Source organism: Martinezella rhizogenes, assembly GCF_000799715.1.
In the GTDB taxonomy this organism is placed as follows: domain Bacteria; phylum Pseudomonadota; class Alphaproteobacteria; order Rhizobiales; family Rhizobiaceae; genus Rhizobium; species Rhizobium rhizogenes_C.
In genome coordinates, this window is the sequence record NZ_JUHG01000020.1 from 111,458 (window position 1) to 137,522 (window position 26,065).

The 26,065-nt window shown below is 61.3% G+C and carries 24 protein-coding genes; 5 read left to right on the forward strand and 19 right to left on the reverse strand.

Translation table 11 applies throughout. From position 1 onward, the window contains the following. Positions 1 to 80 precede the first annotated feature (80 nt). The 10 genes from EX00_RS29775 to EX00_RS29820 all read right to left on the reverse strand — a co-directional run bounded on the left by EX00_RS29775 (position 81) and on the right by EX00_RS29820 (position 10,921). Positions 81 to 1,742, reverse strand: a complete 1,662-nt coding sequence (locus EX00_RS29775; RefSeq protein WP_047465984.1) for an OFA family MFS transporter — start codon at positions 1,740 to 1,742, stop codon at positions 81 to 83. Positions 1,743 to 1,860: 118 nt separating this feature from the next. Beyond that, positions 1,861 to 2,118, reverse strand: a complete 258-nt coding sequence (locus tag EX00_RS29780) for a formate dehydrogenase subunit delta (RefSeq protein WP_047465986.1) — start codon at positions 2,116 to 2,118, stop codon at positions 1,861 to 1,863. Next, a complete protein-coding gene (gene fdhD / locus EX00_RS29785; RefSeq protein WP_047465988.1) occupies positions 2,108 to 2,935 on the reverse strand; it encodes a formate dehydrogenase accessory sulfurtransferase FdhD in 828 nt (275 codons plus the stop codon). Before fdhD ends, EX00_RS29780 begins: the two co-directional genes overlap by 11 nt. A 235-nt stretch (positions 2,936 to 3,170) precedes the next feature. Further along, a complete protein-coding gene (fdhF, locus tag EX00_RS29790) occupies positions 3,171 to 6,050 on the reverse strand; it encodes a formate dehydrogenase subunit alpha (RefSeq protein ID WP_047465990.1) in 2,880 nt (959 codons plus the stop codon). Positions 6,051 to 6,055: 5 nt separating this feature from the next. Beyond that, positions 6,056 to 7,612: a formate dehydrogenase beta subunit gene (locus tag EX00_RS29795; RefSeq protein ID WP_047465992.1), complete on the reverse strand. Its 1,557-nt coding sequence runs from the start codon at positions 7,610 to 7,612 to the stop codon at positions 6,056 to 6,058. Next, positions 7,609 to 8,028, reverse strand: a complete 420-nt coding sequence (locus EX00_RS29800; protein WP_404944053.1) for a formate dehydrogenase subunit gamma — start codon at positions 8,026 to 8,028, stop codon at positions 7,609 to 7,611. The genes EX00_RS29795 and EX00_RS29800 overlap by 4 nt, the downstream gene beginning before the upstream one ends. Positions 8,029 to 8,206: 178 nt before the next feature. After that, on the reverse strand, positions 8,207 to 9,103 hold the full coding sequence (locus EX00_RS29805) for a LysR family transcriptional regulator (RefSeq protein WP_047465998.1): 897 nt from the start codon (positions 9,101 to 9,103) through the stop codon (positions 8,207 to 8,209). Between the two features lie 121 nt (positions 9,104 to 9,224). Beyond that, positions 9,225 to 9,572: a DUF3088 domain-containing protein gene (locus tag EX00_RS29810; protein WP_047465999.1), complete on the reverse strand. Its 348-nt coding sequence runs from the start codon at positions 9,570 to 9,572 to the stop codon at positions 9,225 to 9,227. A 138-nt stretch (positions 9,573 to 9,710) separates the two neighbouring features. Further along, the gene (locus EX00_RS29815; RefSeq protein WP_047466001.1) at positions 9,711 to 10,049 is read right to left on the reverse strand and encodes an ArsR/SmtB family transcription factor; all 339 of its coding nucleotides are present in this window, start codon (positions 10,047 to 10,049) and stop codon (positions 9,711 to 9,713) included. A 101-nt stretch (positions 10,050 to 10,150) separates the two neighbouring features. Continuing rightward, complete coding sequence (locus tag EX00_RS29820) at positions 10,151 to 10,921, reverse strand: SDR family NAD(P)-dependent oxidoreductase (RefSeq protein WP_047466004.1); 771 nt, start codon at positions 10,919 to 10,921, stop codon at positions 10,151 to 10,153. A gap of 97 nt (positions 10,922 to 11,018) precedes the next feature. Between EX00_RS29820 and EX00_RS29825 the strand changes: the two genes are divergently transcribed. Further along, positions 11,019 to 11,792, forward strand: coding sequence for a DeoR/GlpR family DNA-binding transcription regulator (locus EX00_RS29825; RefSeq protein ID WP_047466009.1), 774 nt, complete (start codon positions 11,019 to 11,021; stop codon positions 11,790 to 11,792). 117 nt (positions 11,793 to 11,909) lie between these two features. After that, positions 11,910 to 13,421, forward strand: a complete 1,512-nt coding sequence (gene glpD / locus EX00_RS29830; RefSeq protein ID WP_047466390.1) for a glycerol-3-phosphate dehydrogenase — start codon at positions 11,910 to 11,912, stop codon at positions 13,419 to 13,421. A gap of 17 nt (positions 13,422 to 13,438) precedes the next feature. Here glpD and soxR read toward each other — a convergent pair whose 3' ends face one another. Then, the gene (gene soxR, locus EX00_RS29835) at positions 13,439 to 13,903 is read right to left on the reverse strand and encodes a redox-sensitive transcriptional activator SoxR (protein WP_047466012.1); all 465 of its coding nucleotides are present in this window, start codon (positions 13,901 to 13,903) and stop codon (positions 13,439 to 13,441) included. A gap of 75 nt (positions 13,904 to 13,978) precedes the next feature. Between soxR and EX00_RS29840 the strand changes: the two genes are divergently transcribed. Further along, positions 13,979 to 14,554 carry an NADPH-dependent FMN reductase gene (locus tag EX00_RS29840; protein ID WP_047466014.1) on the forward strand — a complete coding sequence of 192 codons (576 nt, stop codon included), beginning with the start codon at positions 13,979 to 13,981 and terminating at the stop codon, positions 14,552 to 14,554. Between the two features lie 182 nt (positions 14,555 to 14,736). Next, entirely contained in the window at positions 14,737 to 15,948 is a 1,212-nt protein-coding gene (locus EX00_RS29845) for an acyltransferase family protein (RefSeq protein ID WP_047466017.1), read from the forward strand. Between the two features lie 66 nt (positions 15,949 to 16,014). On the opposite strand, the gene EX00_RS29850 is transcribed toward EX00_RS29845, so the two are convergent. The 3 genes from EX00_RS29850 to EX00_RS29860 are packed head-to-tail and all read right to left on the reverse strand — an operon-like array spanning position 16,015 to position 19,804. Further along, positions 16,015 to 17,136 (reverse strand): mandelate racemase/muconate lactonizing enzyme family protein, encoded by a 1,122-nt coding sequence (locus EX00_RS29850; protein WP_047466019.1) that lies wholly within the window; start codon positions 17,134 to 17,136, stop codon positions 16,015 to 16,017. A 21-nt stretch (positions 17,137 to 17,157) separates the two neighbouring features. Continuing rightward, positions 17,158 to 18,657: an aldehyde dehydrogenase gene (locus EX00_RS29855; protein ID WP_047466022.1), complete on the reverse strand. Its 1,500-nt coding sequence runs from the start codon at positions 18,655 to 18,657 to the stop codon at positions 17,158 to 17,160. A 1-nt stretch (position 18,658) separates the two neighbouring features. Then, entirely contained in the window at positions 18,659 to 19,804 is a 1,146-nt protein-coding gene (locus EX00_RS29860; protein ID WP_047466024.1) for an iron-containing alcohol dehydrogenase, read from the reverse strand. 118 nt (positions 19,805 to 19,922) lie between these two features. On the opposite strand from EX00_RS29860, the gene EX00_RS29865 reads away from it, so the two are divergent. Then, positions 19,923 to 20,876, forward strand: coding sequence for a LysR substrate-binding domain-containing protein (locus EX00_RS29865; protein ID WP_052211030.1), 954 nt, complete (start codon positions 19,923 to 19,925; stop codon positions 20,874 to 20,876). 119 nt (positions 20,877 to 20,995) lie between these two features. On the opposite strand, the gene EX00_RS29870 is transcribed toward EX00_RS29865, so the two are convergent. The 5 genes from EX00_RS29870 to EX00_RS29890 all read right to left on the reverse strand — a co-directional run bounded on the left by EX00_RS29870 (position 20,996) and on the right by EX00_RS29890 (position 25,940). After that, the gene (locus tag EX00_RS29870; protein ID WP_047466026.1) at positions 20,996 to 21,403 is read right to left on the reverse strand and encodes a F0F1 ATP synthase subunit epsilon; all 408 of its coding nucleotides are present in this window, start codon (positions 21,401 to 21,403) and stop codon (positions 20,996 to 20,998) included. Between the two features lie 75 nt (positions 21,404 to 21,478). Then, a complete protein-coding gene (atpD, locus tag EX00_RS29875; protein ID WP_047466027.1) occupies positions 21,479 to 22,909 on the reverse strand; it encodes a F0F1 ATP synthase subunit beta in 1,431 nt (476 codons plus the stop codon). A 21-nt stretch (positions 22,910 to 22,930) separates the two neighbouring features. Next, positions 22,931 to 23,815, reverse strand: coding sequence for a F0F1 ATP synthase subunit gamma (locus EX00_RS29880; RefSeq protein ID WP_047466029.1), 885 nt, complete (start codon positions 23,813 to 23,815; stop codon positions 22,931 to 22,933). A gap of 29 nt (positions 23,816 to 23,844) precedes the next feature. After that, on the reverse strand, positions 23,845 to 25,374 hold the full coding sequence (gene atpA / locus EX00_RS29885) for a F0F1 ATP synthase subunit alpha (protein ID WP_047466032.1): 1,530 nt from the start codon (positions 25,372 to 25,374) through the stop codon (positions 23,845 to 23,847). Next, a complete protein-coding gene (locus EX00_RS29890; protein WP_047466034.1) occupies positions 25,374 to 25,940 on the reverse strand; it encodes a F0F1 ATP synthase subunit delta in 567 nt (188 codons plus the stop codon). Before EX00_RS29890 ends, atpA begins: the two co-directional genes overlap by 1 nt. Positions 25,941 to 26,065 lie beyond the last annotated feature (125 nt).

Genomic DNA, 26,065 nt, shown 5'->3' on the forward strand with positions numbered 1-26,065 from the left:
CTGCTTTTCATTTCAGTCCCCACGAAAAAGCCGCCCCGGTCATCCGGGACGGCTTTTTTCATGCAAGTAGCGTGCCGGTTTCAGCCAAACAGCGCAAACGTGCTTCTGATCGTCACCCAGACGCCCCAAAGCAGCGGGATGCCGACGATCGCCCAGGCGATCAGCGCCTTGCCGTCGAACCCGCCCTTGCCGATGCCGAAGGAGCCCGTCGGACCAGCATTGGCGGCTGCGGTCTTTGCCTGCAGCGCGCCCACTTCCTCATCCGACATGAACCACTTGTCCGCAAGCGGCCTTACCAGCGAGTTGGCGATCAGCCCCAGCGCCAGCATGCCGGCGAGGATATACATGGTGAAGGTATAAAGCTGCGCGCCTTCGACGCCGGCAGCCTTCTGTGCCTCACGGATGTAGTTGACCACCACCGGACCAACGATCCCGGCTGTCGCCCAGGCCGTCAACAGCCGGCCATGGATGGCACCGACAAACTGCGTGCCGAAGATATCGGCGAGATAGGCCGGGATGGTGGCAAAGCCGCCGCCATACATCGAGAGAATGATGCAGAGGGCGCCGACGAACAGGACCTTGCTATGAATACCCGCCGCCCAGGGGGCAAGCAGGTAAAGCGCAATGCCGATGAGGAAGAAGCAGTAATAGGTGTTCTTGCGTCCGATCTTGTCAGAGAGCGATGCCCAGAAGAAGCGCCCGCCGATATTGAAGAGCGACAGCAGACCGGCAAAGCCCGCGGCAATCGCTGCGATGGCCACGACCTGTTCCTTGCTGAGATCGCCGAACTTTATATCCGGCAGGCCGATCAGCGCGCCACCGAAGATTTCCTGCAGCATCGGCGAAGCCATGCCGATGACGCCGATGCCAGCCGAAACGTTGAGGCACAGCACCGCCCAGATCAGCCAGAACTGCTTGGTCTTGTGGGCGTCGCGCAGATGCACATGCTTGGTCGTGATCATCGTGCTCTTGGCAGCGGGCGGCGTCCATCCTTCCGGACGCCAGCCGGCCGGCGGCAGCCGGTAGCCGAAGGCACCGCCCATCATGAAGACGAAATAGATCGCCGCCATGACGATGAATGTCTGCCAGACACCAACCGAACCGTCGACGCGGAAGTGGGTCATCAGCAGGTTCGCGAGCGGCGCGCCGATCATTGCCCCACCGCCGAAGCCCATGATCGCCATGCCCGTCGCCATGCCGCGCCGGTCGGGAAACCATTTGATCAGCGTCGAGACCGGCGAGATATAGCCAAGGCCAAGCCCGATACCGCCGATCACACCGGCACCGATCCACATCAGCCAGAGCTGGTGGAAGATGACGCCGACAGCGGCAAGCAGGATGCCGCCGCACCAGCAGCACGCCGAGACGACACCGGCCTTGCGTGGGCCAGCCCGTTCCAGCCAGCCGCCCCAGATGGCGGCAGACGAACCGAGCAGCACGAAAAACAGCGTATAGATCCAGCCGAGATCGCTGACGCGCCAGTCGCAGCTTGTCGTGACCAAAGCGGAAAGGAGATTGAGGCTGGCGCACTCAGCCGAAGGCGGCGTCGTTGTGCCGAGCGCCTTCGACAGCGGCAACCAGAAGACGCTGAAGCCATAGGCCATGCCGATGCAAAGATGGATCGCCAGGGCGGCCGGCGGCACCAGCCACCGGTTGAAGCCAGGTCTGGCGATGATGCGCTCGCGATCGAGCAGTCCCGGTGCCACCGCACCCCTTGAAATATCCGTTTCCGCAGTCGCCATGAACAACCCTCCTTGTTTCAAAGACCCGCATTCCCCATTATGTCTGCCTTGTACAGCAGCTACGGACGGATTTCCCTCTCCATCCAATAGTTTTTTAAAATCAAAGACAAAGGCCGGATCAGTCTTGCTTGGCCGGCTCCGGTCTGTGGATCAGCGTGGAGGCCTCGATGACGAGAGGGCTTAAGCCGCTGTCTCCATGATCGATGATCTCGAAAAGCTGCCGCCGCATGCGCGGTTCCCAGAATTTGTTGATATGCGTGGCAACACCCTGCGCCGATTCATGCGCCGGTTGCGTCTTGAAGAAGGTGGCGATCTGGTTGGCCATATAAACCAGCTTCGTGGCGGTCTTGCCTTGATGTGTTTCGTCAGGCGACATCGGCGATGCTCCCTGGGGTAATGCGCTGCGGATGGGTGAAAATCTCGAAATCGTCGCCGCGCACCAGCGCCACCAGCGTCATGCCAGCCTCCTCGGCCGTGCGAATGGCAAGTGCGGTCGGCGCGGAAATCGCGACCAGAACTGAACTACCCAGGATCGCCGCCTTCTGCACCATCTCGACCGACAGCCGGCTGGTAACCGCAACGACGCCATCCGCGCCCCTGTGGCCGGAGCGAATGACGGCGCCGCAAAGCTTGTCCAGCGCATTGTGCCGCCCGACATCCTCGCGCACGGCGATCAGCCCTTTCCCCGGAATATAAAAGCCGGCACCGTGCACGGCGCGGGTCTCGCGATGCAATGGCTGGGCGTCGTTCAGAAGCGCGATGGCACGAACGATATCCTCATGCGACAGCGTCAGTGCGACGTTCGAGACATCCGGCACCTTGCGCACCGCCTGCTCGATCGATTCGATACCGCAGAGGCCGCACCCAACCGGCCCGGCCATATGCCGCCGCCGGACACGCAGCGCATCCGCGACGTCATCGACCAGCATGACCTGCACATCGATCCCCTGCTCATCCTCGACAGGCTCGACAGCGGCGATCTGACCGATATCGGTGATGATGCCCTCGGTCAGGCTGAACCCGATAGCGAAATCCTCGAGATCGTCAGGCGTTCCCATCATCACCGCATGCGAAGAGCCGCCATAGGAAAAGGCGATCGGCACCTCTTCCGGCACGATGCGCGAGCCGGAGCGGACGACGCCGTTGCGGCGCGCGGTTTCAGGGACGGTGGTGGTGGGTTTGAAGGAGGTCATTGACTGGCGGGGCGTGAAATACCCCCCTCTGTCACTCCGTGACATCTCCCCCACAAGGGGGGAGATTGGTAACCCGTTGCACCAACGTCACGAAACCATTGACCTCTTAATTCGCAGAGAACTCGAGCGATGAGTATGGCGAAGTGACCGCCGCCAACAATCTCCCCCCTTGTGGGGGAGATGTCACGATAGTGACAGAGGGGGGTATCTCTCCGCATACTCATCACGCTCAGATTCACTCCGCAGCCTCCATTTTCCCGACAATCCGGCGAGACTGCCGTGCCTGTTCGTCATAGTCGATCTGCCATTGCGACGGGCCGTTCGATGGCGAGACCTGGACGGCCGTCACCTTATATTCCGGGCAATTGGTTGCCCAGTCGGAATAGTCGGTCGTGATGACGTTTGCCTGCGTATCGGGATGATGGAAGGTCGTATAGACGACGCCCGGCGCGACGCGGTCGGTGATCAGCGCTCTGAGCGTCGTATCGCCGGAGCGGCTGGCAAGCTTGATCCAGTCGCCCTCGCGAATGCCGCGCTGCTCGGCATCGTGCGGATGCATCTCCAGCCGGTCCTCGGAATGCCACATGACGTTCTCGGTACGCCGCGTCTGCGCGCCGACATTGTATTGGCTGAGGATGCGGCCGGTCGTCAGCAGCAGCGGGAAGCGCGGGCCGGTGCGTTCGTCGGTGGCGACATATTCGGTGCGGATGAACTTGCCCTTGCCGCGCACGAAACCATCGACATGCATGATCGGCGAACCCAACGGCGTCTTCTCGTTGCAGGGCCACTGCACCGAGCCCATCTTCTCCAGATAGTCGTAGGAGACCAGAGCGAAGCTCGGCGTCGTCGCGGCGATCTCGTCCATAATTTCGGACGGATGCGTGTAGGTCCAGCCGAGCCCCATGGCCTGCGCCATCTTCTGCGTCACTTCCCAGTCGGCATAGCCGTTGCGCGGGCTCATCACCTTGCGCACGCGGTTGATACGGCGCTCGGCATTGGTGAAGGTGCCGTCCTTTTCGAGGAAGGTCGAGCCGGGCAGGAAGACATGGGCGTAGTTGGCCGTCTCGTTGAGGAAGAGATCGTGGACGATGACGCATTCCATCGCCGCAAGGCCGGCGGCGACATGCTTGGTGTCCGGATCGGACTGCAGGATATCCTCGCCCTGGATGTAGAGGCCCTTGAACGTGCCATCGACAGCGGCGTCGAGCATGTTGGGAATGCGCAGGCCCGGTTCGTTGTTGAGTTTCACGCCCCAGAGTTTTTCGAAGATGTCGCGGGTCGCATCGTCGGAGATGTGGCGATAGCCCGGCAGTTCGTGCGGGAAGGAACCCATGTCGCAGGAGCCCTGGACGTTGTTCTGGCCGCGCAGCGGGTTCACGCCGACACCGGGACGGCCGATATTGCCGGTCGCCATCGCAAGATTGGCGATCGCCATGACCGTGGTCGAGCCCTGGCTGTGCTCGGTGACGCCGAGGCCGTAGTAGATCGCGCCATTGCCGCCCTTGGCGAAGAGACGGGCAGCGCCCCGCACGAGATCGGCAGGAACGTTGGTGTATTTTTCCGTTTCTTCCGGGCTATGCTGCGGCTCGGCAACGAAAGCGGCCCAATCCTCGAATTCCGACCAGTCGCAACGCTCGCGGATGAACTTTTCGTCGAACAGGCCTTCGGTGACGATGACATGGGCAAGCGCCGTCAGCAGGGCGACATTGGTGCCCGGCTTGAGCGGCAGGTGATAGCTCGCCTCGACATGCGGCGTACGCACCAGATCGATGCGGCGCGGATCGATAACGATCAGCTTGGCACCCTGGCGCAGCCGCTTCTTCAGGCGCGAGCCGAAGACCGGATGGCCATCGGTCGGATTGGCGCCGATGACGATGACGACGTCGGAATGCTCGACACTGTCGAAGTTCTGCGTGCCGGCCGAGGTGCCGAAAGCCTGGCCGAGGCCGTAGCCGGTCGGCGAGTGGCAAACGCGGGCGCAGGTATCGACATTGTTATTGCCGAAGCCGGCACGTATCAGCTTCTGCACCAGGAAGGTCTCTTCGTTGGTGCAGCGCGACGAGGTGATGCCGCCAACGGATTCGCGGCCATACTGATACTGGATACGACGGATTTCCGTGGCGACATGCGCGAACGCCTCATCCCAGGTGACTTCGCGCCAGGGGTCGGTGATCTTTTCACGAACCATCGGGTTGAGAATGCGGTCCTTGTGGGTCGAATAGCCGTAGGCGAAGCGGCCCTTGACGCAGGAATGGCCGCGATTGGCCTGACCGTCCTTCCACGGCACCATGCGCACCAGTTCCTCGCCGCGCATCTCCGCCTTGAAGGAACAGCCGACGCCGCAATAGGCGCAGGTGGTAACGACGGAATGCTCGGGTTGGCCGATCGCGATCACCGATTTCTCCGTCAGCGTCGCAGTCGGACAGGCCTGGACGCAAGCGCCGCAGGAAACGCATTCCGAATCGATGAAATGCTCGTGCATGCCAGGCGACACGCGCGAGCCGAAACCCCGGCCCTCGATGGTCAGCGCAAAGGTGCCCTGCACCTCTTCGCAGGCGCGCACGCAGCGCGAGCAGACGATGCATTTCGAAGGGTCATAGGTGAAATAGGGATTGGACTCGTCCTTCGGCATCCATTTCAGATTGATGTCGCCGCTATTGCGCGCCTTGACGTGATTGTCGCCCTCATAGCCATAGCGCACATCGCGCAGGCCAACCGCGCCGGCCATGTCCTGCAGCTCGCAGTCACCATTGGCGGCGCAGGTCAGACAGTCGAGCGGATGGTCGGAGATATAAAGCTCCATCACGCCGCGACGGATATCCTTCAGCCGGTTGGTCTGCGTGTGCACGACCATGCCCGGCGAAACCGGCGTCGTGCAGGACGAAGGCGTGCCGTTGCGGCCTTCGATCTCGACAAGACAGAGACGACAGGAGCCGAAAGCATCGACCATGTCGGTGGCGCAGAGCTTCGGCACCTGAATGCCCGCTTCCATCGAGGCGCGCATGATCGACGTGCCCTCGGGCACGGTGATCGGACGGCCGTCGACGGTCAGCGTCACCATTGTTTCGGAGCGGGAGGCGGGCGTGCCGTAGTCGATTTCTGGAACGAGGGACATGGATCTTACTCCGCCGCTTCAATCAAAGGGACCGGAGCGAAATCCTCCGGAAAATGCGTCATCGCGCTCATGACCGGATAGGGCGTGAAGCCCCCAAGCGCACAGAGCGAACCGAACTTCATCGTGTTGCAGAGATCGGCAAGCAGGGCCCGGTTTTTCTCGGGCTCGATGCCCCGGGCGATCTTGTCGGCCGTCTCCACGCCGCGCGTCGAACCGATGCGGCAGGGCGTGCACTTGCCGCAGCTCTCGACCGCACAGAACTCCATGGCAAAACGCGCCTGCTTTAGCATGTCGGCGCTGTCGTCGAAGACGACGATGCCGGCATGGCCAATCAGCCCGTCCTTGGCCGCGAAGGATTCATAGTCGAAAGGCGTATCGAACAAGGCGCGCGGGAAATAGGCCCCAAGCGGACCACCGACCTGCACGGCCTTCACCGGCCGTCCCGTCACTGTCCCGCCGCCGATCCTGTCGATGATATCCCCAAGCGACAAGCCGAAGGCCGTCTCGTAGAGGCCGCCATATTTCACATTTCCCGCAATCTGCAGCGGGATGGTGCCGCGCGAGCGGCCCATGCCGAAGTCCCGATAGAAGGCAGCGCCCTTGTCCATGATCACAGGCACGGAGGCGAGCGAGATGACGTTGTTGATGACGGTCGGACAGTCGAACAGGCCCTTATGGGCCGGCAGCGGCGGCTTGGCGCGCACGATGCCGCGCTTGCCTTCCAGGCTGTTGAGCAGCGCCGTTTCCTCGCCGCAGACATAGGCGCCGGCGCCGGTGCGGATCTCAATATCGAAGGCCTTACCGGAGCCGAGAACGGAAGCACCGAGAATGCCGGCCTTGCGCGCTACTTCGACGGCCTCAGTCATCGCGGCGATCGCATGCGGATATTCCGAGCGCGCATAGACGAAACCCTTGGTCGCTCCGGTCGCAAGCCCTGATATCGCCATGCCCTCGATCAAGACGAAGGGATCGCCCTCCATAATCATTCGGTCGGCGAAGGTACCGCTGTCGCCCTCGTCGGCATTGCAGACGATGTATTTGCGCGCACCCGGCGCATCCAGAACGGTCTTCCATTTGATGCCGGTCGGGAAACCCGCGCCGCCGCGACCGCGCAGGCCGGAATCGGTAACATCCTTGACGATGTCGGCCGCTGCCATGCCGACGGCACGGCGCAGACCCTTGAGACCGCCATGGGCTTCGTAGTCTTCCAATGAAAGGGGATCGGTGATGCCGCAGCGGGCGAAAGTCAGGCGGGTCTGCTCTTTGAGGAATGGGAGGCTTTCGACCTCCCCAAGACAGAGCGGATGAGCTTTGCCTTCAATCAGCCCGGCATCGAAGATACCAGGCACGTCCTTGGCCTTCACCGGCCCGTAGCCGATGCGCTTGCCGTCGATCTCGACCTCGACCAATGGCTCGAGCCAGAACATGCCGCGCGAGCCGTTGCGCACGATCCGCGCATCCAGACCACGGCTAGCAATCTCGCTGGCGATAGCCTTGGCTACCTTCTCGGCGCCGAGCGAAAGAGCAGCAGCATCGCGTGGAACGCAAATCTTCACCGTCATTGCCGCGCCTCCCTTACGAGCTCTTCCGCGCCCTCGTCGTCCAGCCGGCCATGCAGCTCGCCATCTAGCATCGCCGCCGGCGCGCAGGCGCAGAGCCCGAGACAGTAGACCGGCTCCAGCGTCACGCTGCCATCGAGCGTCGTCTGATGAAAATCGATGCCGAGCAGCTGCTTGACGCGCTCCGCCAACTGATCGCCGCCCATCGACTGACAGGCTTCGGCGCGACAGAGTTTCAGGACATGGCGGCCGGCGGGATGATCCCGATAGTCATGATAGAAGGTCATGACGCCATGCACTTCGGCGCGCGAGAGGTTCAAAGCCTTGGCGATCAGCGGCAGCGTATCCTGCGGCACATAGCCGAACTCTTCCTGGATCCCATGCAGGATCGGCAGGAGCGGACCTTCCATCGATTTCATGGTGTCGATAATGACGCCGGCACGGACCGCGATTGCGTCCGAGCCAAGATGCAAACTCATAAGCAGCCCTCCCAGGCTTCTCCTCCGTAGACCCACGTCAACGCAGGCCTACGTCCGGAGAGTCGCAGGGAAGAAGCGAGGGATCAATAAGGCAGTCTCGTCAGACGATAGAAAATTCCTATCGACTTTTATCACTATCCGCGAGCAATCGCGCCTCATGCAATAAAGCCGAGACGAGTGGAGTAAACGGCTCGCGATGGGTGGCGACCAGGCCGACGAGATGTTCGGCATCCGGCTCGGTAATCGGGATCTTGTGAATATCGGCGGGAAAACCGAAGGAATCGGCGATATTCTTCGGCATAATGCTCGCCCAGCGCCCGGTCTGGACATGGGAGAACAGGACGATCATCGAATTAGATTCCAACGTCGGCCGTGCCGTCGCGCCGGCTTCGGCGAGATGCCGGTTGATAATCCGGCGGTTCTGCATGTCGGCGGTCAATAGACAAAGCCGAAGATTGCCGACTTCCTTCCAGGTCACGCTTGCGCGCTCGGAGTGCGGACTGCCAGCCGCCGTGATCAGATGGTAGCGCTCGGCATAAAGCGGCACGCTGGTGACACGCCCAAGCGGCTCGTTTTCGAGATAGGTGATGCCTGCATCGATCTCGAGATTTTCCAGCAGGCTTAGTACCTGCAGCGAATTGCGCGAGATGATGGAGAAGGTGACATCGGGATGCCGCTCCTGAAACGGGGTGGTGATCTTCGACACCATGGCCAGCGCCGTCGGAATGGCCGCGATGCGGATATGGCCGGCCAGGCCCTTGTGCGCCGCCCGCATTTCCTCGCGCATCGTCCTGGTATCGCCGACGATCCGTCGCGCCCATTCCAGCACCCGCTGCCCTTCCGGGGTCAACCCCTGGAAGCGCGAGCCGCGACTGACGAGCATGACCCCGAGCTGATCCTCCAGCTGCCGGATTGCCGCCGACAAAGTCGGCTGCGTCACGCCGCATTCCTCCGCGGCACGGCCGAAATGCTTCTGGTTGGCAAGCGCGATAAAAAATTCCAGCTTGTCGATCATTCAACTCTCCCGAATGGAAGAGTTAAACGGGCAGAGATGTGAGCGCAACATTGGAAAAGGAAGAGACATCCCGCAGCCGCAACAGACGTCCGCTTTCAGGATCACATCGCCGGATTTTCATTCACGGATGAGGCTCGGGAAACCCATGACGCTCCGAAAGTGCGGCAAGGATCTTATCCTTGTCGGATACGAAAGCTCTGCCCTCAAACACACCGGTTTGATATTGCGACGTTTCACCGTCCGCCAGCACCAGCAGCGGCAAGGACTGATGTTCCTCTCCCACCAATGCGATGACGGGAAGCCTTGGCCGCGGCCAGGCAATCCGCTCGACATCAAGCCGTTGCGCCAGCGCGGGAAAGGCTGCCAGGACACCTTCCATCAAGGCACAATGCCAGCAATAGAAGCGCCGGCCAGGATAGGCTGGGTCTTCAAAATCGGGACGCAATAAAAAGAGTCTGTCGCGGGTCATCGTCGGCTCCGTCTTTTTCGAACCACGCACGAACGATGGAAGCTCAAGCCAATCCGCACGATTCGGAAACCATCGCCCATGACAACAACCGCTCTATAGACGGCATTAGCGATCGGCAAGCATAGCCTCGATGCATCCTCAGCAATCACCCTTGCAAAAGAACTCCCGCAACGATTCAACCACGTCGCAAATCTCCGAACCGGCAACAGCGTAATAAACGAGCCGACCCTCGCGGCGCGTTTCGACCAGTTTCTCCAGCCGCAGCCGCGCCAGATGCTGCGACACCACCGCCTGCTGCAAACCGAGAATCGCCTCGATCTCCATCACGGTCTTTTCCTGCTTGGCCAGTATGAAGAGAATGATCAGCCGCGTCTCATGCGACAGAGCCTTCAACAGAACACTCGCCCTTCGGGCCTTCGCGTTCCATTCTTCAACATTATGCTCCGCAATACCGCCAGGCGGTGGAGACAACGACATAGGATAGCCTCTGGCGACAATTTTACATGCAGATATGCGTATAATATTATGAATGGGAGCTGGTTCAAAAGATGGTGGAATACCAAAAAAGGTCCGTTTTATCAGCAGATAAGCTGTCCACCATTGATCTCGACCACCTGTCCGGTGATGTAGCCGGATAAGGTCGGCGCCGCCAGGAAGAGATAGGCCGGCGCGCAATCCTCCGCAGTGCCCAGACGCTGCAGCGGGATCGATCTGCGGGTCTGCTCAAGCTTCTCCTTCGAGGAGTAGCGCTCGTGGAAATCGGTGGCGATGGTTCCCGGCGACACGCAATTCACCCGAATGCCGTCCGGCGCCAGTTCCCGCGCCAGAGCCTTCGAATAGGTAGCGACGAAGGCTTTGGAGGCGGAATAGATCGCCGATCCAGGGCTGCCGCCGGTGAGCGCCGAGATCGATACCGTATTGACGATCGCCGCCTGGCCCGCCGCCCGCAGCAGCGGCAGCAGCGCCCTTGTCACCTCCACGACGGAGGTCTGATTGAGCTGGACGATCCGGCCATATTGCTCGTCAGTCAATTCGCCGGCGGGAAAGCGGCCGAGCATGGTGCCGGCATTGTTGACCAGCACGTCGACACGGTCGAACACACCGGCGGTCGCGGCAGCAAAATCCTTCGTGCCGTTTTCGCCGCTAAAGTCGCCCGGCACCAGAAAAGCGCGGCGGTCGAGTTCAGCCTCCAGCAGAAAATCCGGCAGCTCCCGATTGCCGTCGCGCCCGACATGAACGAGCACCCGCGCGCTGCAATCGAGAAACTGCCGCGCCACTTCCAGCCCGATGCCACGGCCGGCGCCGGTGATCACGACGTTGCGATTTTCGAATAGCTTCGGATGAAACATGATGCCCCCTCAAAACGCAGATTCCGCGCCTCGGCAATTGCGGAATTTTCACTTTATCATATGATGATGAAAAAACGAAAGAAAGGGAGCGCCGATCATGTTCTTGTCCGGACGGCAGACGGAGATTCTGGAAATCGCCAAGGCTGAGGGACGCGTGCTGGTGGAGGAACTGGCACAGCATTTTTCCGTGACGCCGCAGACCATCCGCAAGGACTTGAATGATCTCTGCGACGGCCGCGTTCTATCGCGCGTCCACGGTGGCGCGATCTTTCCAGGCGGCACGGAAAACGTCAAATACGAGGCGCGCCGCTCCATCGCCGCTCCGGAAAAGCAGGCGATCGGCCGCGCCGCCGCCGGGCTCATTCCCAACAATAGCTCACTTTTCATCAATATCGGCACCACCACGGAAGCGGTCGGCGAGGCGCTTCTCGGCCATCACGAATTGATGGTAATCACCAACAATATCAATGTCGCCAACAAGTTACGGATTTTCCCATCGATCGAGGTCGTCATTGCCGGCGGCGTCGTGCGCGGCTCGGATGGCGGCATCGTCGGCGAAGCGGCGGTCGATTTCATTCGGCAATTCAAGGTGGACTATGCCGTCATCGGCACCTCCGCCATCGATTCCGACGGCGCGCTTCTGGATTTCGATTTCCGCGAAGTGAAAGTGGCGCAGGCAATCATCGCCAATGCCCGCCATGTCATCCTGGTCGCCGACAGCACCAAGTTCGAGCGCACCGCACCGGTGCGCATCGGCCACCTGTCTCAGGTCCACACCTTCGTCACCGACGAATGCCGCGTCGAATCCGTGCGTATAGCCGCCGCCGAACACGGCGTTCGCTTGGTCGAAACCGAGCGCCGACAGAGTTGATCTCGCGCAAAGCCCGTCAAGAAACGTTCGTTTGACATTCGTATTGATTTCGCTTTAGATGGATTGATTTTCGAATTATCCATCTTTCAAGATGGCGGACGCTTTGCGGAGGGGCGCGTGAGCGAGCAAATCCACGACATTTTCGTCATTGGCGGCGGCATCAACGGCTGCGGCATCGCCCGTGACGCCGTCGGGCGCGGCTACAAGGTTGCGCTTGCCGAGATGAACGATTTCGCCTCCGGCACATCGTCCGGCGCCACTAAGCTGATCCATGGCGGCCTGCGCTATCTCGAACATTACGAATTCCGCCTGGTGCGCGAATCGCTGATGGAGCGCGAAGTGCTTTGGGCGATGGCGCCGCACATCATCTGGCCGATGCGTTTCGTCCTGCCCTATCACAAGGGCGGCATCCGTCCTGCCTGGCTCATCCGCCTCGGCCTTTTCCTTTACGACCATCTCGGCGGCCGCAAGCTCTTGCCGGCGACAGCGACGCTCGACATGAAGACCGACCAGGCGGGCAAGCCGCTGAAGTCGCTGTTCACCAAGGCCTTCGAATATTCCGACGGCTGGGTGGATGACGCCCGCATGGTGGTGCTCAACGCCCGTGATGCCGCCGACCGTGGCGCCATGATCATGCCGCGCACCAAGGTCACCTCTGCCCGCCGCGATGGCACCATCTGGACGATCGAAACGCAGGATACCGTCACCGGCGAGAAGCATGTCTTCAAGTCGCGCATGCTGATCAACGCCGCCGGCCCCTGGGTCGACCATGTTCTCTCCGACGCCTTCGGCAACAACCAGGCGCACAATGTCCGCCTGGTGCAGGGCAGCCACATCGTCGTTCGCAAGAAGTTCGACGATCCGCGCGCCTACTTCTTCCAGAATCCGGATAACCGCATCATCTTCGCCATCCCCTATGAGCAGGACTTCACCCTGATCGGCACCACGGATCGCGACTATAAGGACGATCCGAAGGATGTGAGGATTTCCGAAGAGGAAACCGCCTATCTCTGCAATGCCGCCAGCGAATATTTCAAGGAGCCGGTTCGCCCCGAGGATATCGTCTGGACCTATTCCGCCGTACGCCCGCTCTATGACGACGGCGCCACCAAGGCGCAGGAGGCAACCCGCGACTATGTGCTGAAAGTCGAGGGCGCCGAAGGTCAGGCGCCGCTGCTCAACGTCTTCGGCGGCAAACTCACCACCTATCGCCGCCTGAGCGAACATGCGCTGGAAAAGATCGGCGAAGCCATCGGTCTCAAGGGCACGCCATGGACGGCCAAGAGCTCACTCCCCGGCGGCGATTTCCCGGCCAAGGGTTATGAAGCCGAGGTCGTCAAGCTGAAAGCGCGTTATCCTTTCCTCGCCGATCCGCATGCGCGGCGGCTGGTGCGCCGCTACGGCACCCGCGCCATCATGATCCTCGGCAACGCCAAGGCCCTGACCGATCTCGGCCGCAATTTCGGCAGCGATCTCTACGAGGCGGAAGTGCGCTACCTGATGGCGCATGAATGGGCCTATACCGCCGCGGATGTTCTCTGGCGCCGTTCGAAGAAGGGCCTTTACCTCTCGAAGGACCAGGCGGCCGCGCTGGACGATTATATGGCCGGCACGCGCGTCCACGCATAAGGCCCTTGCGTTCCGCCTTAATCTTCGGGATCGAGCAGCCTCGGCCCCGGCCCCTCCTCGGCCAACACGTCAAAGGGATTGCGCAGCGGACAGCTCTGCAGCGAAAGACAGCCGCAGCCGATGCAGCCGTCGAGCTGGTCGCGCAGACCCTGCAGCCGCCTGATCCGCGCATCCAGATCGCTTTTCCATTGCGCCGATAGATTTCTCCAGTCGGCGCCGGTCGGCGTCCGGCTTTGCGGCAGTGTATCGAGGGCTGCCTGGATCTCTGCAAGCGGGATTCCCACGCGTTGAGCCACCTTAATGACCGCCACCCGGCGTAGCACCTCGCGGGCATAGCGCCGCTGGTTACCTCGGCTGCGATGGCTCTCGATCAGCCCTTTCGCCTCGTAGAAATGCAGCGCCGAGACCGCGACGCCGCTGCGCGCCGCCACCTCGCCCACCGTCAGCAATCTGGAAAATGCATCGGAGTTTATTTTTTCCATGACAGGCTATTGACCTCAACTTTACTTGAGGTTTTATAGCTCTTGCTCCGAAGCGCGTAAAGCAGGAGCAACTGCATGACTGAACCCACCCGCCTGGCAATCCTCTACGGCAGCACCCGCAAGGGCCGGCTATGCGACCGTGTGGTCAATTGGCTCGTCCGCGAGCTGGCGAACTATCCGCTCGTCGATGTCGATATCATCGATCCACTCGATTTCGGCCTGCCGGTTCACCACGACGGCGAGCACCCGGCGGTGGCGGCCCTTGCCGCACGTCTCTCGGATGCCGATGCCTTCATCGTCGTCACGCCGGAATACAATCACAGCTTCACGGCCTCGCTGAAATTCGTGCTCGATCTCGTCTACGAGCCATGGCAGGGCAAGCCGGTCGCCTTTGTTTCCTATGGCGGTATTTCCGGCGGGCTGCGCGCGGTCGAGCAGTTGCGGCTGGTCTTTGCCGAACTGCATGCGGTCACCGTGCGCGACACCGTCAGCTTCGCCAATCCCTGGGGTCGGTTCGCCGAAGACGGCTCACTGGAAAACCCGATCGAGGCCCGCCAATCGCTGGTACGGATGATGGCGAGGCTGCATTGGTGGAGCGCGGCATTGAACCCTGCGCGGGAGACCCGCCCCTATCGCTCGGTCGCCGCCTAAGCCTTCATCGATAGCGAACACCGCTCTTCCGTTTCTGGCAGGTACGGAAGACCGGTTCGGCGCTCGGGCCTGCTCCGCATGCGCCCGGGCGTCCTTCTCCTCTTCCGCCGATTGACCCACACCCTTGCCGACGCCGCCTTGATGGCCTAACCCAATATCCAGGTGGTTCCAGAGGGAAGAGGATGGAACAAAAGACACGGCTCGGAGGAGCGGATTTCATGCGCGCCATGGCGTGCCTGATGGTGCTTGCTCATCATCTCGTGCTGCGGATGGATTTCAGTTACCTTCCCGATGCCTTGGCCCTGCCACTCATTCTGGCGCGCTTCGGCAATTACGGCGTCTCGGTCTTCTTCGTTCTCAGCGGTTTTCTGCTGTCGCGGCCCTTCTGGCTTGCGCTGGATGGCGGCCTGCCGCCGCCTTCGTTGACAATCTACGGCATGCGCCGCGCCGCCCGCATCCTGCCGGGCTTCTGGCTCGCCCTGACCGTCAGCTTCATCTTGAGTTTCACGATCTATAATTTTCCGCTCGATGGCGAGCTGGCCGGACGCTATGTCGCCGGCTTCTTTCTGATGAGCCAATGGCACTGGCGCACCTTCTTTCCGGTCGAGGGCGACGGACCGCTTTGGTCTATCCCCTTCGAGACGACCTGCTATGTGCTGCTGCCGATCGCTTTCCTGTTGTTGTTCAGCCCGGCCCTGAGACTGCGCGCGGCACTATCAGCCCGCATCTTCTGGCTCGGCGTCATCGCCCTGGCGCTTCTCTGCCAATGGCTGATCGTCACCCATATCCCGATCGAGACCGTCGGGCGCGGCTGGCAATACGGCTTCCAGGGTGGCGCAAAGGAATGGATGCCGCGCTATAACCCGATCGGCTTTTTCGCGGTCTTTGCCATCGGCACGCTGGCGGCGGGCATCCAGACCATGATCCCCAGGAGGCGCTCGCTGGTCTACGACACCGTCGCCATGCTTGCCATAATGGTCGGTGCGGCTGAAGTCTGGATGTCGGTCGGCGACAGCTGGGAAGGTTACGGCTGGCTGGGCATTCCCTACCGCTTTCCAGTCTTTCCGCTCGCTATCGGCGCCGCCCTGTGTCTCCTGCCGCAATCGGTTGCCCTCCGCCACGTTCTCGACAATCGCCTCAGCCGCTATATCGCCACCGTCTCCTTCGGCGTCTATATCTGGCAAGATATCGTCTTGCTGTTGATGAAGAAACTAGCCCCCTGGAGCTTCGGCACGGGCTCCGATGACGTGTTCGGCGGATGGTTCACCTCGAGCCTGGTCGCGACCGTCATCATCTTCGCAATCGGCACCCTCAGCTATGTCTTCCTGGAGCGCCCCGTCATGCGCTGGGCTCGCACCCGCGAGCAATCGGCAAGCAAGACCGTCCAAGCCTGACAAAAAGGCCGCCCAACGGACACCGCTGGACGGCAAAAAGCTCGACTAGGGTTGCCGAGCATCCTGTCAGATACGCGTGGCATTCAGACGCTCCTCATCGAGAACGACGCCGAGACCCGGTGCCTCACCAAGATCCAGCCAGCCATCCTGATGCTTGAGCGGCGACGCCATCGGATAGTCGCGGCGGGCCTCGCTCCATTCCGGATTGTCGTAGGGATATTCGAGCCAGGCCACATCGCCGACGCCGGCGCTTAGATGCGCGTTCGCCAGCACGCCGATACCGTTCGTCCAGGAGTGCGGGGTGAATTGCACGCCGGCCTCGCGCGCCTGATAGGCCAGCCGCCGGCAGCCGGTGATGCCGCCGACCAGCGCCACGTCGGGCTGGACGACATCGAAAGCGCGTTCCTCGATGATATCGCGGAATTCATAAAGCTCGCGCGTCATCTCACCGCCGGCAATGCGCAGCGATGTCGCCTGCTTCAGCTCCTTCATGCCCTTGCGGTCGGAGCGGTGCAGCGGCTCTTCCATCCAGTAGACGCCGAGCCGTTCCAGCTCCCTTGCCACCGTCAGCGCGTCCTTGAAGGTCCAGGACAGCGTCGTGTCCCACGGCATGCGCCAACCCTGATTGCAGTCGACCATCAGCTCCAGCCGGTCGCCGACCCGTGCGCGGACCGCCTCCAGCGCCTTCACATCGTCACGCCAGCCGCAACGACCGCCGGACGATGAAGAGAAGCGCACCTTCATCGCCGGAAATCCCTCAGCGATATAGCGCTCGGCCTGGTCCGCCATTGCGGCCGGCTCGCGAAGCACGCCGGAGGACGCATAGAGCCGCACGCGACTGGCGCGGCCGCCAAGCATGCGCCAGACCGGCTCGCCGGTGATCTTGCCGGAGAGATCCCACAGCGCCAGATCCATCGGCCAGCAGCGGCCATAGTGGAAATTGATATGCGACAGGACTTCGTAATGGCGTTCCAGATGCCGTGGGTCCTCGCCGATGAACAGATCCTCATGACCCTCGAAACCCTTCATCAGGTCGCCGGAGCCAACGCCTTCGCGGCCTTCATCGTCGCGGACGCGGACGATCGTCGCATCGAAATTCCGGCGCGGCCGGCCGTCCCAGCTCGCCTTGAACGGCGGATCGAGCGGCAACCGGTGATGGCTGATCTCGATGGAAACGATCTTGCTCATGATAGTGCCTCCCCGTAAATCTCAGCCGAACTGCTGCCAGATGGTCTTGTAGTCGCAATATTTGTCGATCGCATGCACCGAGCGATCGCGACCGAAACCGGATTGCTTGAAGCCGCCGAAAGGCGTGGCGAAGTTCGACATGTCATAGGTGTTGATCCACACCGTACCCGCATGGATCGCCTCGGAAAAGCGATGGGCACGGTCCATATCCCTGGTGAAGACGGCGCCGGCGAGACCATAGATCGTGTCGTTGGCGATCTTCAGCGCCTGTTCCTCGGTATCGAAGGGAATGGCGGCGAGCACCGGCCCAAAAATCTCCTGCCGTGCCAGGCTCATATCATTGGTCACGTCGACGAAAACGCCGGGCGAGACATAATAGCCGCCCGTTTCGCTGAGTACGCGCTCGGCCCCGAAGGCGCGGCGTGCACCCTCTTTTTCGCCGGCGGCGATCATCGCAAGCACCTTGTTCATATGCTCTTCCTCGATCAGCGCGCCGATCTGGGCGGTAGGGTCGAGCGGATGCTTCAGCGCGATGTCGGAGCGCGTCACCGCCTCAATCTTTGTGATCAGCTTGTCTTGCACGGAACGCTGCACGATCAACCGCGTCGAGGCATGGCAGGTCTCGCCGGAATTATAGAAACAGCCCCAGGCGACGGCACTTGCGGCCGCATCGAGATCGGCATCCTCGAAGACGACCAGCGGCGACTTGCCACCGAGCTCCAGCGCCACGCGTTTCACGTTCGATTGCGCCGCATAGCCCATGATCAACTTGCCGACCTCGGTCGAGCCTGTGAAGGCGATCATGTCGACATCCATGTGCAGCGCCAGCGGCTTGCCCGTCTCCTCGCCATAGCCGGTGACGACGTTGAGAACACCGGCAGGCAAGCCCGCTTCGAAGCCAAGCTCGGCAAGGCGGATCGCCGAGAGCGAGGATTGCTCCGCCGGCTTCAACACCACGGAATTGCCGGCAGCGATAGACGGCCCCAGCTTCCAGGCATCGATGATCATCGGATAGTTCCACGGCGTGATTGCGCCGACGACACCGAGCGGCACCTTGCGCACCAGGGCGCGGGCGTTCGGCCCGGTCGGCGCGATCTCGTCATAGATCTTGTCGATCATCTCGCCGTAAAACTGGATGCCGTCCGCACAGAGGCGAACATCGACGGTGAGCGACGCCATGACAGGTTTGCCGACATCCAGCGTCTCCAGCATGGCGAGCTCCTCGCCATGGGCGCGGATGAGTTCGGCCCATTTCAGCATGATCCTCTTCTTTTCCAGCGGCTCCTTCTTGCGCCAGACACCACTTTCGAAGGCCGCCCGGGCGGCAGCGACCGCCGCATCGATATCGTCGGCATTGCCGCGCGCCAGCTCTGCGCCGGGCTTGCCATCCATCGGGCGGATGCGGGTGAAAGTCTCGCCAGAGGAGGAGGCACGATAGGCGCCGCCGATGAAGTGCCGTCCCTCGAGCTTCAGGCCAGAGAGAACATTCTCCCAATAGTCGCGCGTATAATCCCTGGTCATCTCAAATTCCTTTCGGCAGCGCCATGACGGCGGCGGCGAAGCGGTCGATATCCGTTTCCGTCACATCGCGGACGGTCGAGCGCCGCATCGGCTGGTTTTCCGGAGCGCGCATTTCCTGCGCCAGATCGGCCGCATCGAAGGGCTTGAAGCCGGCCGGCAGGGCGCGGACGATGCCGCAGCGATCCATCCAGTCGGAGACGAAGGCGGGCAGCGCGGCGGCACTTTCAAGACCGCAGGCTTTCGCCGAAGCATTGAACTCATCCGTATCCGCCTCGACCAGCCATGGCAGCGTCGCCTCGAAGCCGAGCGCGGTCGCCAGCCCATGGTGAACCGGCGCGAGACCCGCCAGCGCATGGCTGATATTATGGGCGATCGCCGTGCCGCAATTGTCGATGGCGATGCCGGCAAAGCAGGAGCCGAGCAACACATCGCCGCGCGCATCGAGATTACCGGGCTCCTTCACCGCCGTCTCCAGCGAGCTGGTGATCAGCCGCAGCGCCTGATGTGCGTAGAACTGCGCGCCGCGATGGGTGTTGCGGTTGGTCGCTGCCTCGAAGGCATGAATGAAGGCGTCGAGGCCGCACCAGGCGGTAAGGCTGGCCGGCAGCGTCGTGGTGAGAGCTGGATCGAGGATGACGAGATCGGCCTTGGTTTCTGGCCCCCAGATCCACAGCTTCTTGCCCTCCGGGCCGGCGAAGATGTTGGTGGCCGAAGTCTCCGAGCCGGTGCCGGCGGTGGTCGGCACCATGATCTTCTTCAACGGCGTCTTCGGTAGCGGATTGACCGCGAGCGCATAGAACATCGGGTCGACGCCCGAAGCGGCACAGCAGGCGACGATCTTGGCGATATCCAGGGCCGAGCCGCCGCCGACACCGATCACCATATCCGCCCCCTTGGCCACCTCCATCGCCGCGCGGAGATGCGCGAGCTTCGGCTCGCCGGAGAAGTTAGAGAAAACCTCTGTCGAGATCCCCGCCCCGGCCAGATCGGCCTTGATCCTATCCGCGAGGCCCGATTGCGCCAAAAATGCATCGATCACCAGAAGCGTGGCAGCGACGCCATCGAAGGATTTGACGGCGGTCGCAAGGCCAGCGAGCGCGCCGTCACCGAAACGGATGTCAGGAATGGCGGAAATGGAGAAGGACACGGCGGATCACCCAGAAAAATGCGGTCGATGACGATGTCCTCATCCTGCATCACAATTTCAGCTCTTCAAATCCGGGCATTTATCGGGGATATTGATGATCTGAAGTTATGGAGAGACGATGCTCGAGAAGATACCGCTGGAAGCCTTCCGCGTGTTCGATGCCGCAGCCCGCGCGATGAACTTTTCCCGCGCCGGCCGCGAGCTGAACATCACCCAGGCCGCCGTCAGCCGGCGCATCAAGGGGCTGGAGGATCACCTTGGGGCGGCCCTCTTCACGCGGCGCGGCCGGAACCTGGCGCTGACGCCGGAGGGCGAGCGGCTGTTTCAGCGTGTGCGGGCAACGCTCGAATATCTTGAAGAGAGCCTGGAGCCATTTCGGGCCGGCAGCGGCGAAATCATTTCCATCGCCGCCAGTGGCTCGATCTCGCATCTCTGGCTCGGGAAGAGGCTCAGGGATTTCGGCAAGGAAAGCCCCGGCATTTCCGTGCGCCTGCTGACGACGGACGTGCATTCGGAACTGGCGTCGGAAACCAATGATCTCATCATCATCTACTCCACCGGCGAACACCCCCGCTGGAGCCTGACGCCGCTGATGAAGGAAGTGCTGGTGCCGGTCGCCTCGCCGGACTACCTCGCAAGCCGTGGCCTCGATCCGCGGGCGCTGACATCGTCCGATATCGCCGGGCTCGATCTGATCGACTATGAGCGCGCCAACGCCCACTGGATCAGCTTTCGCCAATGGTTCGGCCGCATCGGCGATCCGTTGAAGAGCAAGCTGCCCCGCCCAAGGCTATCCTTCTCCACCTATATCATGGCGGTCGAGGCCGCCTTGCGCGGCGAGGGCATCGCACTCGGCAGCCTCGGGCTTATCGAAGAATATCTGCACTCCGGCGCACTGGTCACGATCGGCAACGACCAGGTCGAAAGCGGTTTCGGCTACTATCTCGGCGCACCGCGCTTCCGCACTCTCTCACCCGAGGCCGGACAGCTGCACAGGCACCTGCTGGCAAACCTACTGCATAATTCCTTAAATCGGAATCGATTTGAGGATAAAATTATGCAGCAGATTTAAAGTGTTACAGCGACCTTTGCGCGTCACATGTGACGCGCGGCGCTGTAGCCTCGACGGAGCAACAAAAAAGCGGCCGAGAAAGGCCGCTTTCGTTCGAAACCGCAGGCTGAACTGCTGGATCAATCGTTCTGGATCGATCCGCGCAGATGCGACAATTCCATGATGAAATGCTCAAGGCGGGATTTGTGCTCGTGATGCTCGGCATCCTCGAGTTCGGCCTTGGCGATATTGATGCGGCGCGTCAGTTCGTCGTTGCTGAGGTCCTCGACCGGGATCGCGGATTCGGCAAGCAGCGTACAGCCGGTCGGCAGAATGTCGGCGAAACCGCCGAACACGACGTAATCCTGCTTCTTGCCCGAAGCCGAATGCACCTTGACGACGCCTGGCTTGATCGTGGTCATGGTCGGCGCATGGTGAGCCATGACGGTCATCTCGCCTTCGCTGGCAGGGATGACGACATCGATAACCTGCTCCGACAGAAGCAGACGCTCCGGAGACACCAGTTCGAAATTGAAATTGTCAGCCATGACCGGTCACTTCTCGATTGTCTTCATTTCAAGGCAACGGCGCACGCAAAACCGCGCGCCGTTGGATTGGCCTTATCAGGCAGCCAGCTTCTTGGCCTTTTCGATCGCTTCCTCGATCGAGCCGACCATGTAGAAAGCAGCTTCCGGCAGGTGATCGTAATCGCCGTTGACCAGGCCCTTGAAGCCCTTGATCGTGTCTTCGAGAGCGACGAGCTTGCCCGGCGCACCGGTGAAGATTTCGGCCACGAAGAACGGCTGCGACAGGAAGCGTTCGATCTTGCGGGCGCGGGCAACGGACAGCTTGTCTTCTTCCGACAGTTCGTCCATGCCCAAGATCGCGATGATGTCCTGGAGAGACTTGTAACGCTGCAGGGTCGACTGAACCTTACGAGCGATTTCATAGTGCTCTTCGCCGACGACCAGCGGGTCGAGCATGCGCGAGGTGGAGTCGAGCGGGTCGACGGCCGGGTAGATGCCCTTTTCAGCGATCGAGCGCGACAGAACCGTCGTTGCGTCCAAGTGGGCGAACGAGGTAGCAGGCGCCGGGTCGGTCAAGTCGTCGGCCGGAACGTAAATGGCCTGAACCGAGGTGATCGAACCCTTGGTCGTCGTGGTGATGCGTTCCTGCATCTGGCCCATGTCGGTTGCGAGCGTCGGCTGATAGCCCACGGCCGAAGGAATACGGCCGAGCAGAGCCGACACTTCCGAACCTGCCTGGGTGAAGCGGAAGATATTGTCGACGAAGAACAGAACGTCCTGGCCTTCATCGCGGAAGTTTTCGGCAACCGTCAGACCGGTCAGGGCGACGCGAGCGCGGGCGCCCGGCGGTTCGTTCATCTGGCCGTAAACCAGCGCAGCCTTGGAGCCTTCGCCGCCGCCATGCTTGTTGACGCCGGATTCGATCATTTCGTGGTAAAGGTCGTTGCCTTCGCGGGTACGTTCACCCACGCCTGCGAACACCGAGTAACCACCGTGCGCCTTGGCGACGTTGTTGATCAGTTCCATGATGAGAACGGTCTTGCCGACGCCAGCGCCGCCGAACAGGCCGATCTTGCCGCCCTTTGCGTAAGGTGCGAGCAGGTCGACGACCTTGATGCCAGTGACCAGGATCTGGCCTTCGGTGGACTGCTCGACGTAAGACGGAGCTTCCTGGTGGATCGAGCGCTTGGTAGCGGTGATCAGCGGACCGGCTTCGTCAACCGGTTCACCGATGACGTTCATGATGCGGCCCAGCGTTTCGTAACCAACCGGAACCGAGATCGGCGCGCCAGTGTCGGAAACGGTCTGGCCGCGAACCAGACCTTCGGTGGAGTCCATGGCAATCGTGCGGACCGAGTTTTCGCCGAGGTGCTGCGCGACTTCCAGAACAAGGCGATTGCCGTTGTTGCTGGTTTCGAGAGCATTCAGGATCTTCGGCAGATCGCCATCGAAATGAACGTCAACGACGGCGCCGATAACCTGCGTAACCTTGCCGACCGAAACTGCGGCCTTAGCTGCGTCAGCCATAATCTTACCTCTTTCCTAGCCTCAGAGCGCTTCCGCGCCCGAAATGATTTCAATCAATTCCTTGGTGATCTGCGCCTGACGCTGACGGTTGTAACTCAGCGTCAGCTTATTGATCATATCACCAGCATTGCGCGTCGCATTGTCCATGGCGCTCATCTTGGAGCCCATTTCGCCGGCGACGTTCTCAAGGAGCGCGCGGAAAATCTGGACCGAGATGTTACGCGGGATCAGGTCCGCGAGGATCGAAGCCGCATCCGGCTCGTATTCATAAACAGCGCCCTTGTGGGCGGCATCTTCTTCGACAACGGCCGGAGCCGAAGCCGGGATAAGCTGTAGTCCCGTCGGAACCTGGCTGATTACCGACTTGAACTCGGAATAGAACAGCGTGCAGACGTCGAACTCGCCAGCCTCGAACATCTCGATGATGCGCTTGCCGAGAGCATCGGCATTTTCGAAGCCCACGCGCTTGACGTCGCGCAATTCCTTGCGCTCGACGATCAACGAAGCGAACTCGCGACGCAGGATATCGTAGCCCTTCTTGCCGACGGTGAAGATCTTCACGGTCTTGCCTTCGGCGAGCAGCTTGCGAACGTGATCGCGGGCAAAGCGTGCGATCTGCGAATTGAAGCCGCCGCAAAGGCCGCGTTCAGCCGTGCAGACCACCAGCAGATGCACATCGCTCTTGCCGGTGCCGGTCATCAGGAGCGGCGCACCGTCAGCATCGCTGACGGCAGCCGTGATGTTGGCAAGAACGGCGCCCATGCGCTGCGAATAGGGCCGTGCGGCCTCAGCCGCCTCCTGGGCACGCCGAAGCTTCGCCGCGGCGACCATTTTCATCGCCTTGGTGATCTTCTGCGTCGCCTTGACGGAGGCGATCCGGTTTTTCAGATCCTTTAGTGAAGGCATCCGGTATCCGTCCTAGAAGTGAGGTCCGATCAGGCGAAAGACTTGGCGTAGCTGTCGAGAGCAGCCGTAAGCTTGCCCTTGGTCGCGTCGCTGATGGCCTTTTCGGTGCGGATCGTATCGAGGAGCTCCTTGCCTTCCGAGCGGAGGTAGGAAAGCAGACCCTGCTCGAACTTGCCGATCTGCGGAACGGCGATCTTGTCGAGGTAGCCGTTGACGCCGGCGAAGATCACCGCAACCTGCTCTTCCACCTTCAGCGGCGAGAACTGCGGCTGCTTCAGGAGTTCGGTCAGGCGTGCACCACGGTTCAGCAGGCGCTGCGTTGCGGCATCGAGATCCGAGCCGAACTGAGCAAAGGCGGCCATTTCGCGATACTGGGCAAGTTCGCCCTTGATCGAGCCGGCAACCTGCTTCATCGCCTTGATCTGCGCGGACGAACCGACGCGCGAAACCGACAGACCGACGTTAACGGCCGGACGGATGCCCTGATAGAACAGGTCGGTTTCGAGGAAGATCTGGCCGTCGGTGATCGAGATCACGTTGGTCGGAATGAAGGCCGAAACGTCGTTGCCCTGCGTTTCGATGACCGGCAGAGCGGTCAGCGAACCGGCGCCCAATTCGTCGTTCATCTTGGCAGCGCGCTCGAGGAGACGCGAATGCAGGTAGAAAACGTCGCCCGGATAAGCTTCGCGGCCCGGCGGGCGGCGCAGCAGCAGCGACATCTGGCGGTAGGAAACGGCCTGCTTCGACAGATCGTCATAGCCGATCAGCGCGTGCATGCCGTTGTCGCGGAAATATTCGCCCATGGCGCAACCGGCGAACGGTGCCAGGAACTGCATCGGAGCCGGATCGGACGCCGTTGCGGCAACGATGATCGAATACTTCAGTGCGCCGCGCTCTTCGAGCACCTTGACGAACTGAGCAACGGTCGAACGCTTCTGGCCGATGGCGACGTAGACGCAGTACAGCTTTTCGCTGTCTGGGCCGACATCGTGGATGGCCTTCTGGTTCAGGATCGTGTCGAGAATGATGGCGGTCTTGCCGGTCTGGCGGTCACCGATGACCAGCTCGCGCTGGCCGCGGCCGACCGGGATCAGCGCATCGATGGCCTTGAGGCCGGTCGACATCGGCTCATGAACCGACTTGCGCGGGATGATGCCCGGAGCCTTGACGTCGACGCGCGAACGGCGGGTCGCGTTGATCGGGCCTTTGCCGTCGATCGGGTTGCCGAGCGCGTCAACGACGCGGCCGAGCAGTTCCGGACCAACCGGAACGTCGACGATCGAGCCGGTACGCTTGACGGTGTCGCCTTCCTTGATGTCGCGGTCGGAGCCGAAGATGACCACGCCGACATTGTCGGATTCGAGGTTCAGGGCCATCCCACGGATGCCGCCGGGGAACTCGACCATTTCGCCGGCCTGGACATTGTCTAGACCGTAGACACGGGCGATACCGTCACCGACGGAAAGAACCTGGCCGACTTCGGAGACTTCGGCTTCTTGGCCGAAATTTTTAATCTGATCTTTCAGAATTGCGGAAATTTCCGCGGCGCGGATATCCATCAGCCGACCTCTTTCAATGCAAGCTTAAGGGTAGAGAGCTTGGTGCGAAGGGACGTATCGATCTGACGCGAACCGACCTTAACGATCAGACCACCCAGGATCGACGGATCGACCGTGACGGCAATCGTCACGTCCTTACCGGTAACGCCCTTCAGCGCCTCCTTCAATTCATTTTCCTGCGCCTTTGTCAGCGCATGAGCCGAGGTGATCTCGGCGGAAACTTCACCGCGATGCTGCGCGGCAATAATACGGAAAGCCTTGATCATGCCCGGCAGCGCAAAAAGGCGCCGGTTCTTTGCCACGACTTTGAGGAAATTGGTAAAATAGGCGCCGAAGCCTGCCTTGGCCGCCAGAGCCTGAACCGCGCCAACCTGCTCTTCGGCCGAAAAGACCGGGCTGGAGATGAAACGCTTCAGATCACCGCTGTCATCCAGCATGGCTTGAAACCGATCGAGATCGGCGGTCACTGCCGGAACAGCGCCCTCCTCAAGGGCTAGCTCGAACAATGACGAGGCATATCGCTCTGCAACACCAGAAATATGCTGGGATGTGTCTGCCACGGGCACAAAATTCCCTGATTTCAACCCAAGAATTAGGCTTCCGGGGCACGGAAGCCACATGCTCTTGAATTCGTTTTGATTTCCCCCAGAAATCAACAGGAGCTTCCTCCTGCCGCATCCGAAATTCGGGG

What these genes read in the sequence shown, in the direction of transcription:
- EX00_RS29810 (WP_047465999.1), bottom strand. Translation starts at nt 9,572, where the DNA reads ATGACCCGCGACAGACTCTTTTTATTGCGTCCCGATTTTGAAGACCCA.
- EX00_RS29820 (WP_047466004.1), bottom strand. Translation starts at nt 10,921, where the DNA reads ATGTTTCATCCGAAGCTATTCGAAAATCGCAACGTCGTGATCACCGGC.
- atpD (WP_047466027.1), bottom strand. Translation starts at nt 22,909, where the DNA reads ATGGCTGACGCAGCTAAGGCCGCAGTTTCGGTCGGCAAGGTTACGCAG.
- EX00_RS29850 (WP_047466019.1), bottom strand. Translation starts at nt 17,136, where the DNA reads ATGAGCAAGATCGTTTCCATCGAGATCAGCCATCACCGGTTGCCGCTC.
- soxR (WP_047466012.1), bottom strand. Translation starts at nt 13,903, where the DNA reads ATGGAAAAAATAAACTCCGATGCATTTTCCAGATTGCTGACGGTGGGC.
- EX00_RS29780 (WP_047465986.1), bottom strand. Translation starts at nt 2,118, where the DNA reads ATGTCGCCTGACGAAACACATCAAGGCAAGACCGCCACGAAGCTGGTT.
- atpA (WP_047466032.1), bottom strand. Translation starts at nt 25,374, where the DNA reads ATGGATATCCGCGCCGCGGAAATTTCCGCAATTCTGAAAGATCAGATT.
- EX00_RS29870 (WP_047466026.1), bottom strand. Translation starts at nt 21,403, where the DNA reads ATGGCTGACAATTTCAATTTCGAACTGGTGTCTCCGGAGCGTCTGCTT.
- EX00_RS29865 (WP_052211030.1), top strand. Translation starts at nt 19,923, where the DNA reads ATGCTCGAGAAGATACCGCTGGAAGCCTTCCGCGTGTTCGATGCCGCA.
- EX00_RS29825 (WP_047466009.1), top strand. Translation starts at nt 11,019, where the DNA reads ATGTTCTTGTCCGGACGGCAGACGGAGATTCTGGAAATCGCCAAGGCT.
- EX00_RS29805 (WP_047465998.1), bottom strand. Translation starts at nt 9,103, where the DNA reads ATGATCGACAAGCTGGAATTTTTTATCGCGCTTGCCAACCAGAAGCAT.
- EX00_RS29880 (WP_047466029.1), bottom strand. Translation starts at nt 23,815, where the DNA reads ATGCCTTCACTAAAGGATCTGAAAAACCGGATCGCCTCCGTCAAGGCG.
- EX00_RS29775 (WP_047465984.1), bottom strand. Translation starts at nt 1,742, where the DNA reads ATGGCGACTGCGGAAACGGATATTTCAAGGGGTGCGGTGGCACCGGGA.
- EX00_RS29815 (WP_047466001.1), bottom strand. Translation starts at nt 10,049, where the DNA reads ATGTCGTTGTCTCCACCGCCTGGCGGTATTGCGGAGCATAATGTTGAA.
- EX00_RS29795 (WP_047465992.1), bottom strand. Translation starts at nt 7,612, where the DNA reads ATGACGGTGAAGATTTGCGTTCCACGCGATGCTGCTGCTCTTTCGCTC.
- fdhF (WP_047465990.1), bottom strand. Translation starts at nt 6,050, where the DNA reads ATGTCCCTCGTTCCAGAAATCGACTACGGCACGCCCGCCTCCCGCTCC.
- EX00_RS29855 (WP_047466022.1), bottom strand. Translation starts at nt 18,657, where the DNA reads ATGACCAGGGATTATACGCGCGACTATTGGGAGAATGTTCTCTCTGGC.
- fdhD (WP_047465988.1), bottom strand. Translation starts at nt 2,935, where the DNA reads ATGACCTCCTTCAAACCCACCACCACCGTCCCTGAAACCGCGCGCCGC.
- EX00_RS29845 (WP_047466017.1), top strand. Translation starts at nt 14,737, where the DNA reads ATGGAACAAAAGACACGGCTCGGAGGAGCGGATTTCATGCGCGCCATG.
- EX00_RS29800 (WP_404944053.1), bottom strand. Translation starts at nt 8,028, where the DNA reads ATGAAATCGATGGAAGGTCCGCTCCTGCCGATCCTGCATGGGATCCAG.
- EX00_RS29840 (WP_047466014.1), top strand. Translation starts at nt 13,979, where the DNA reads ATGACTGAACCCACCCGCCTGGCAATCCTCTACGGCAGCACCCGCAAG.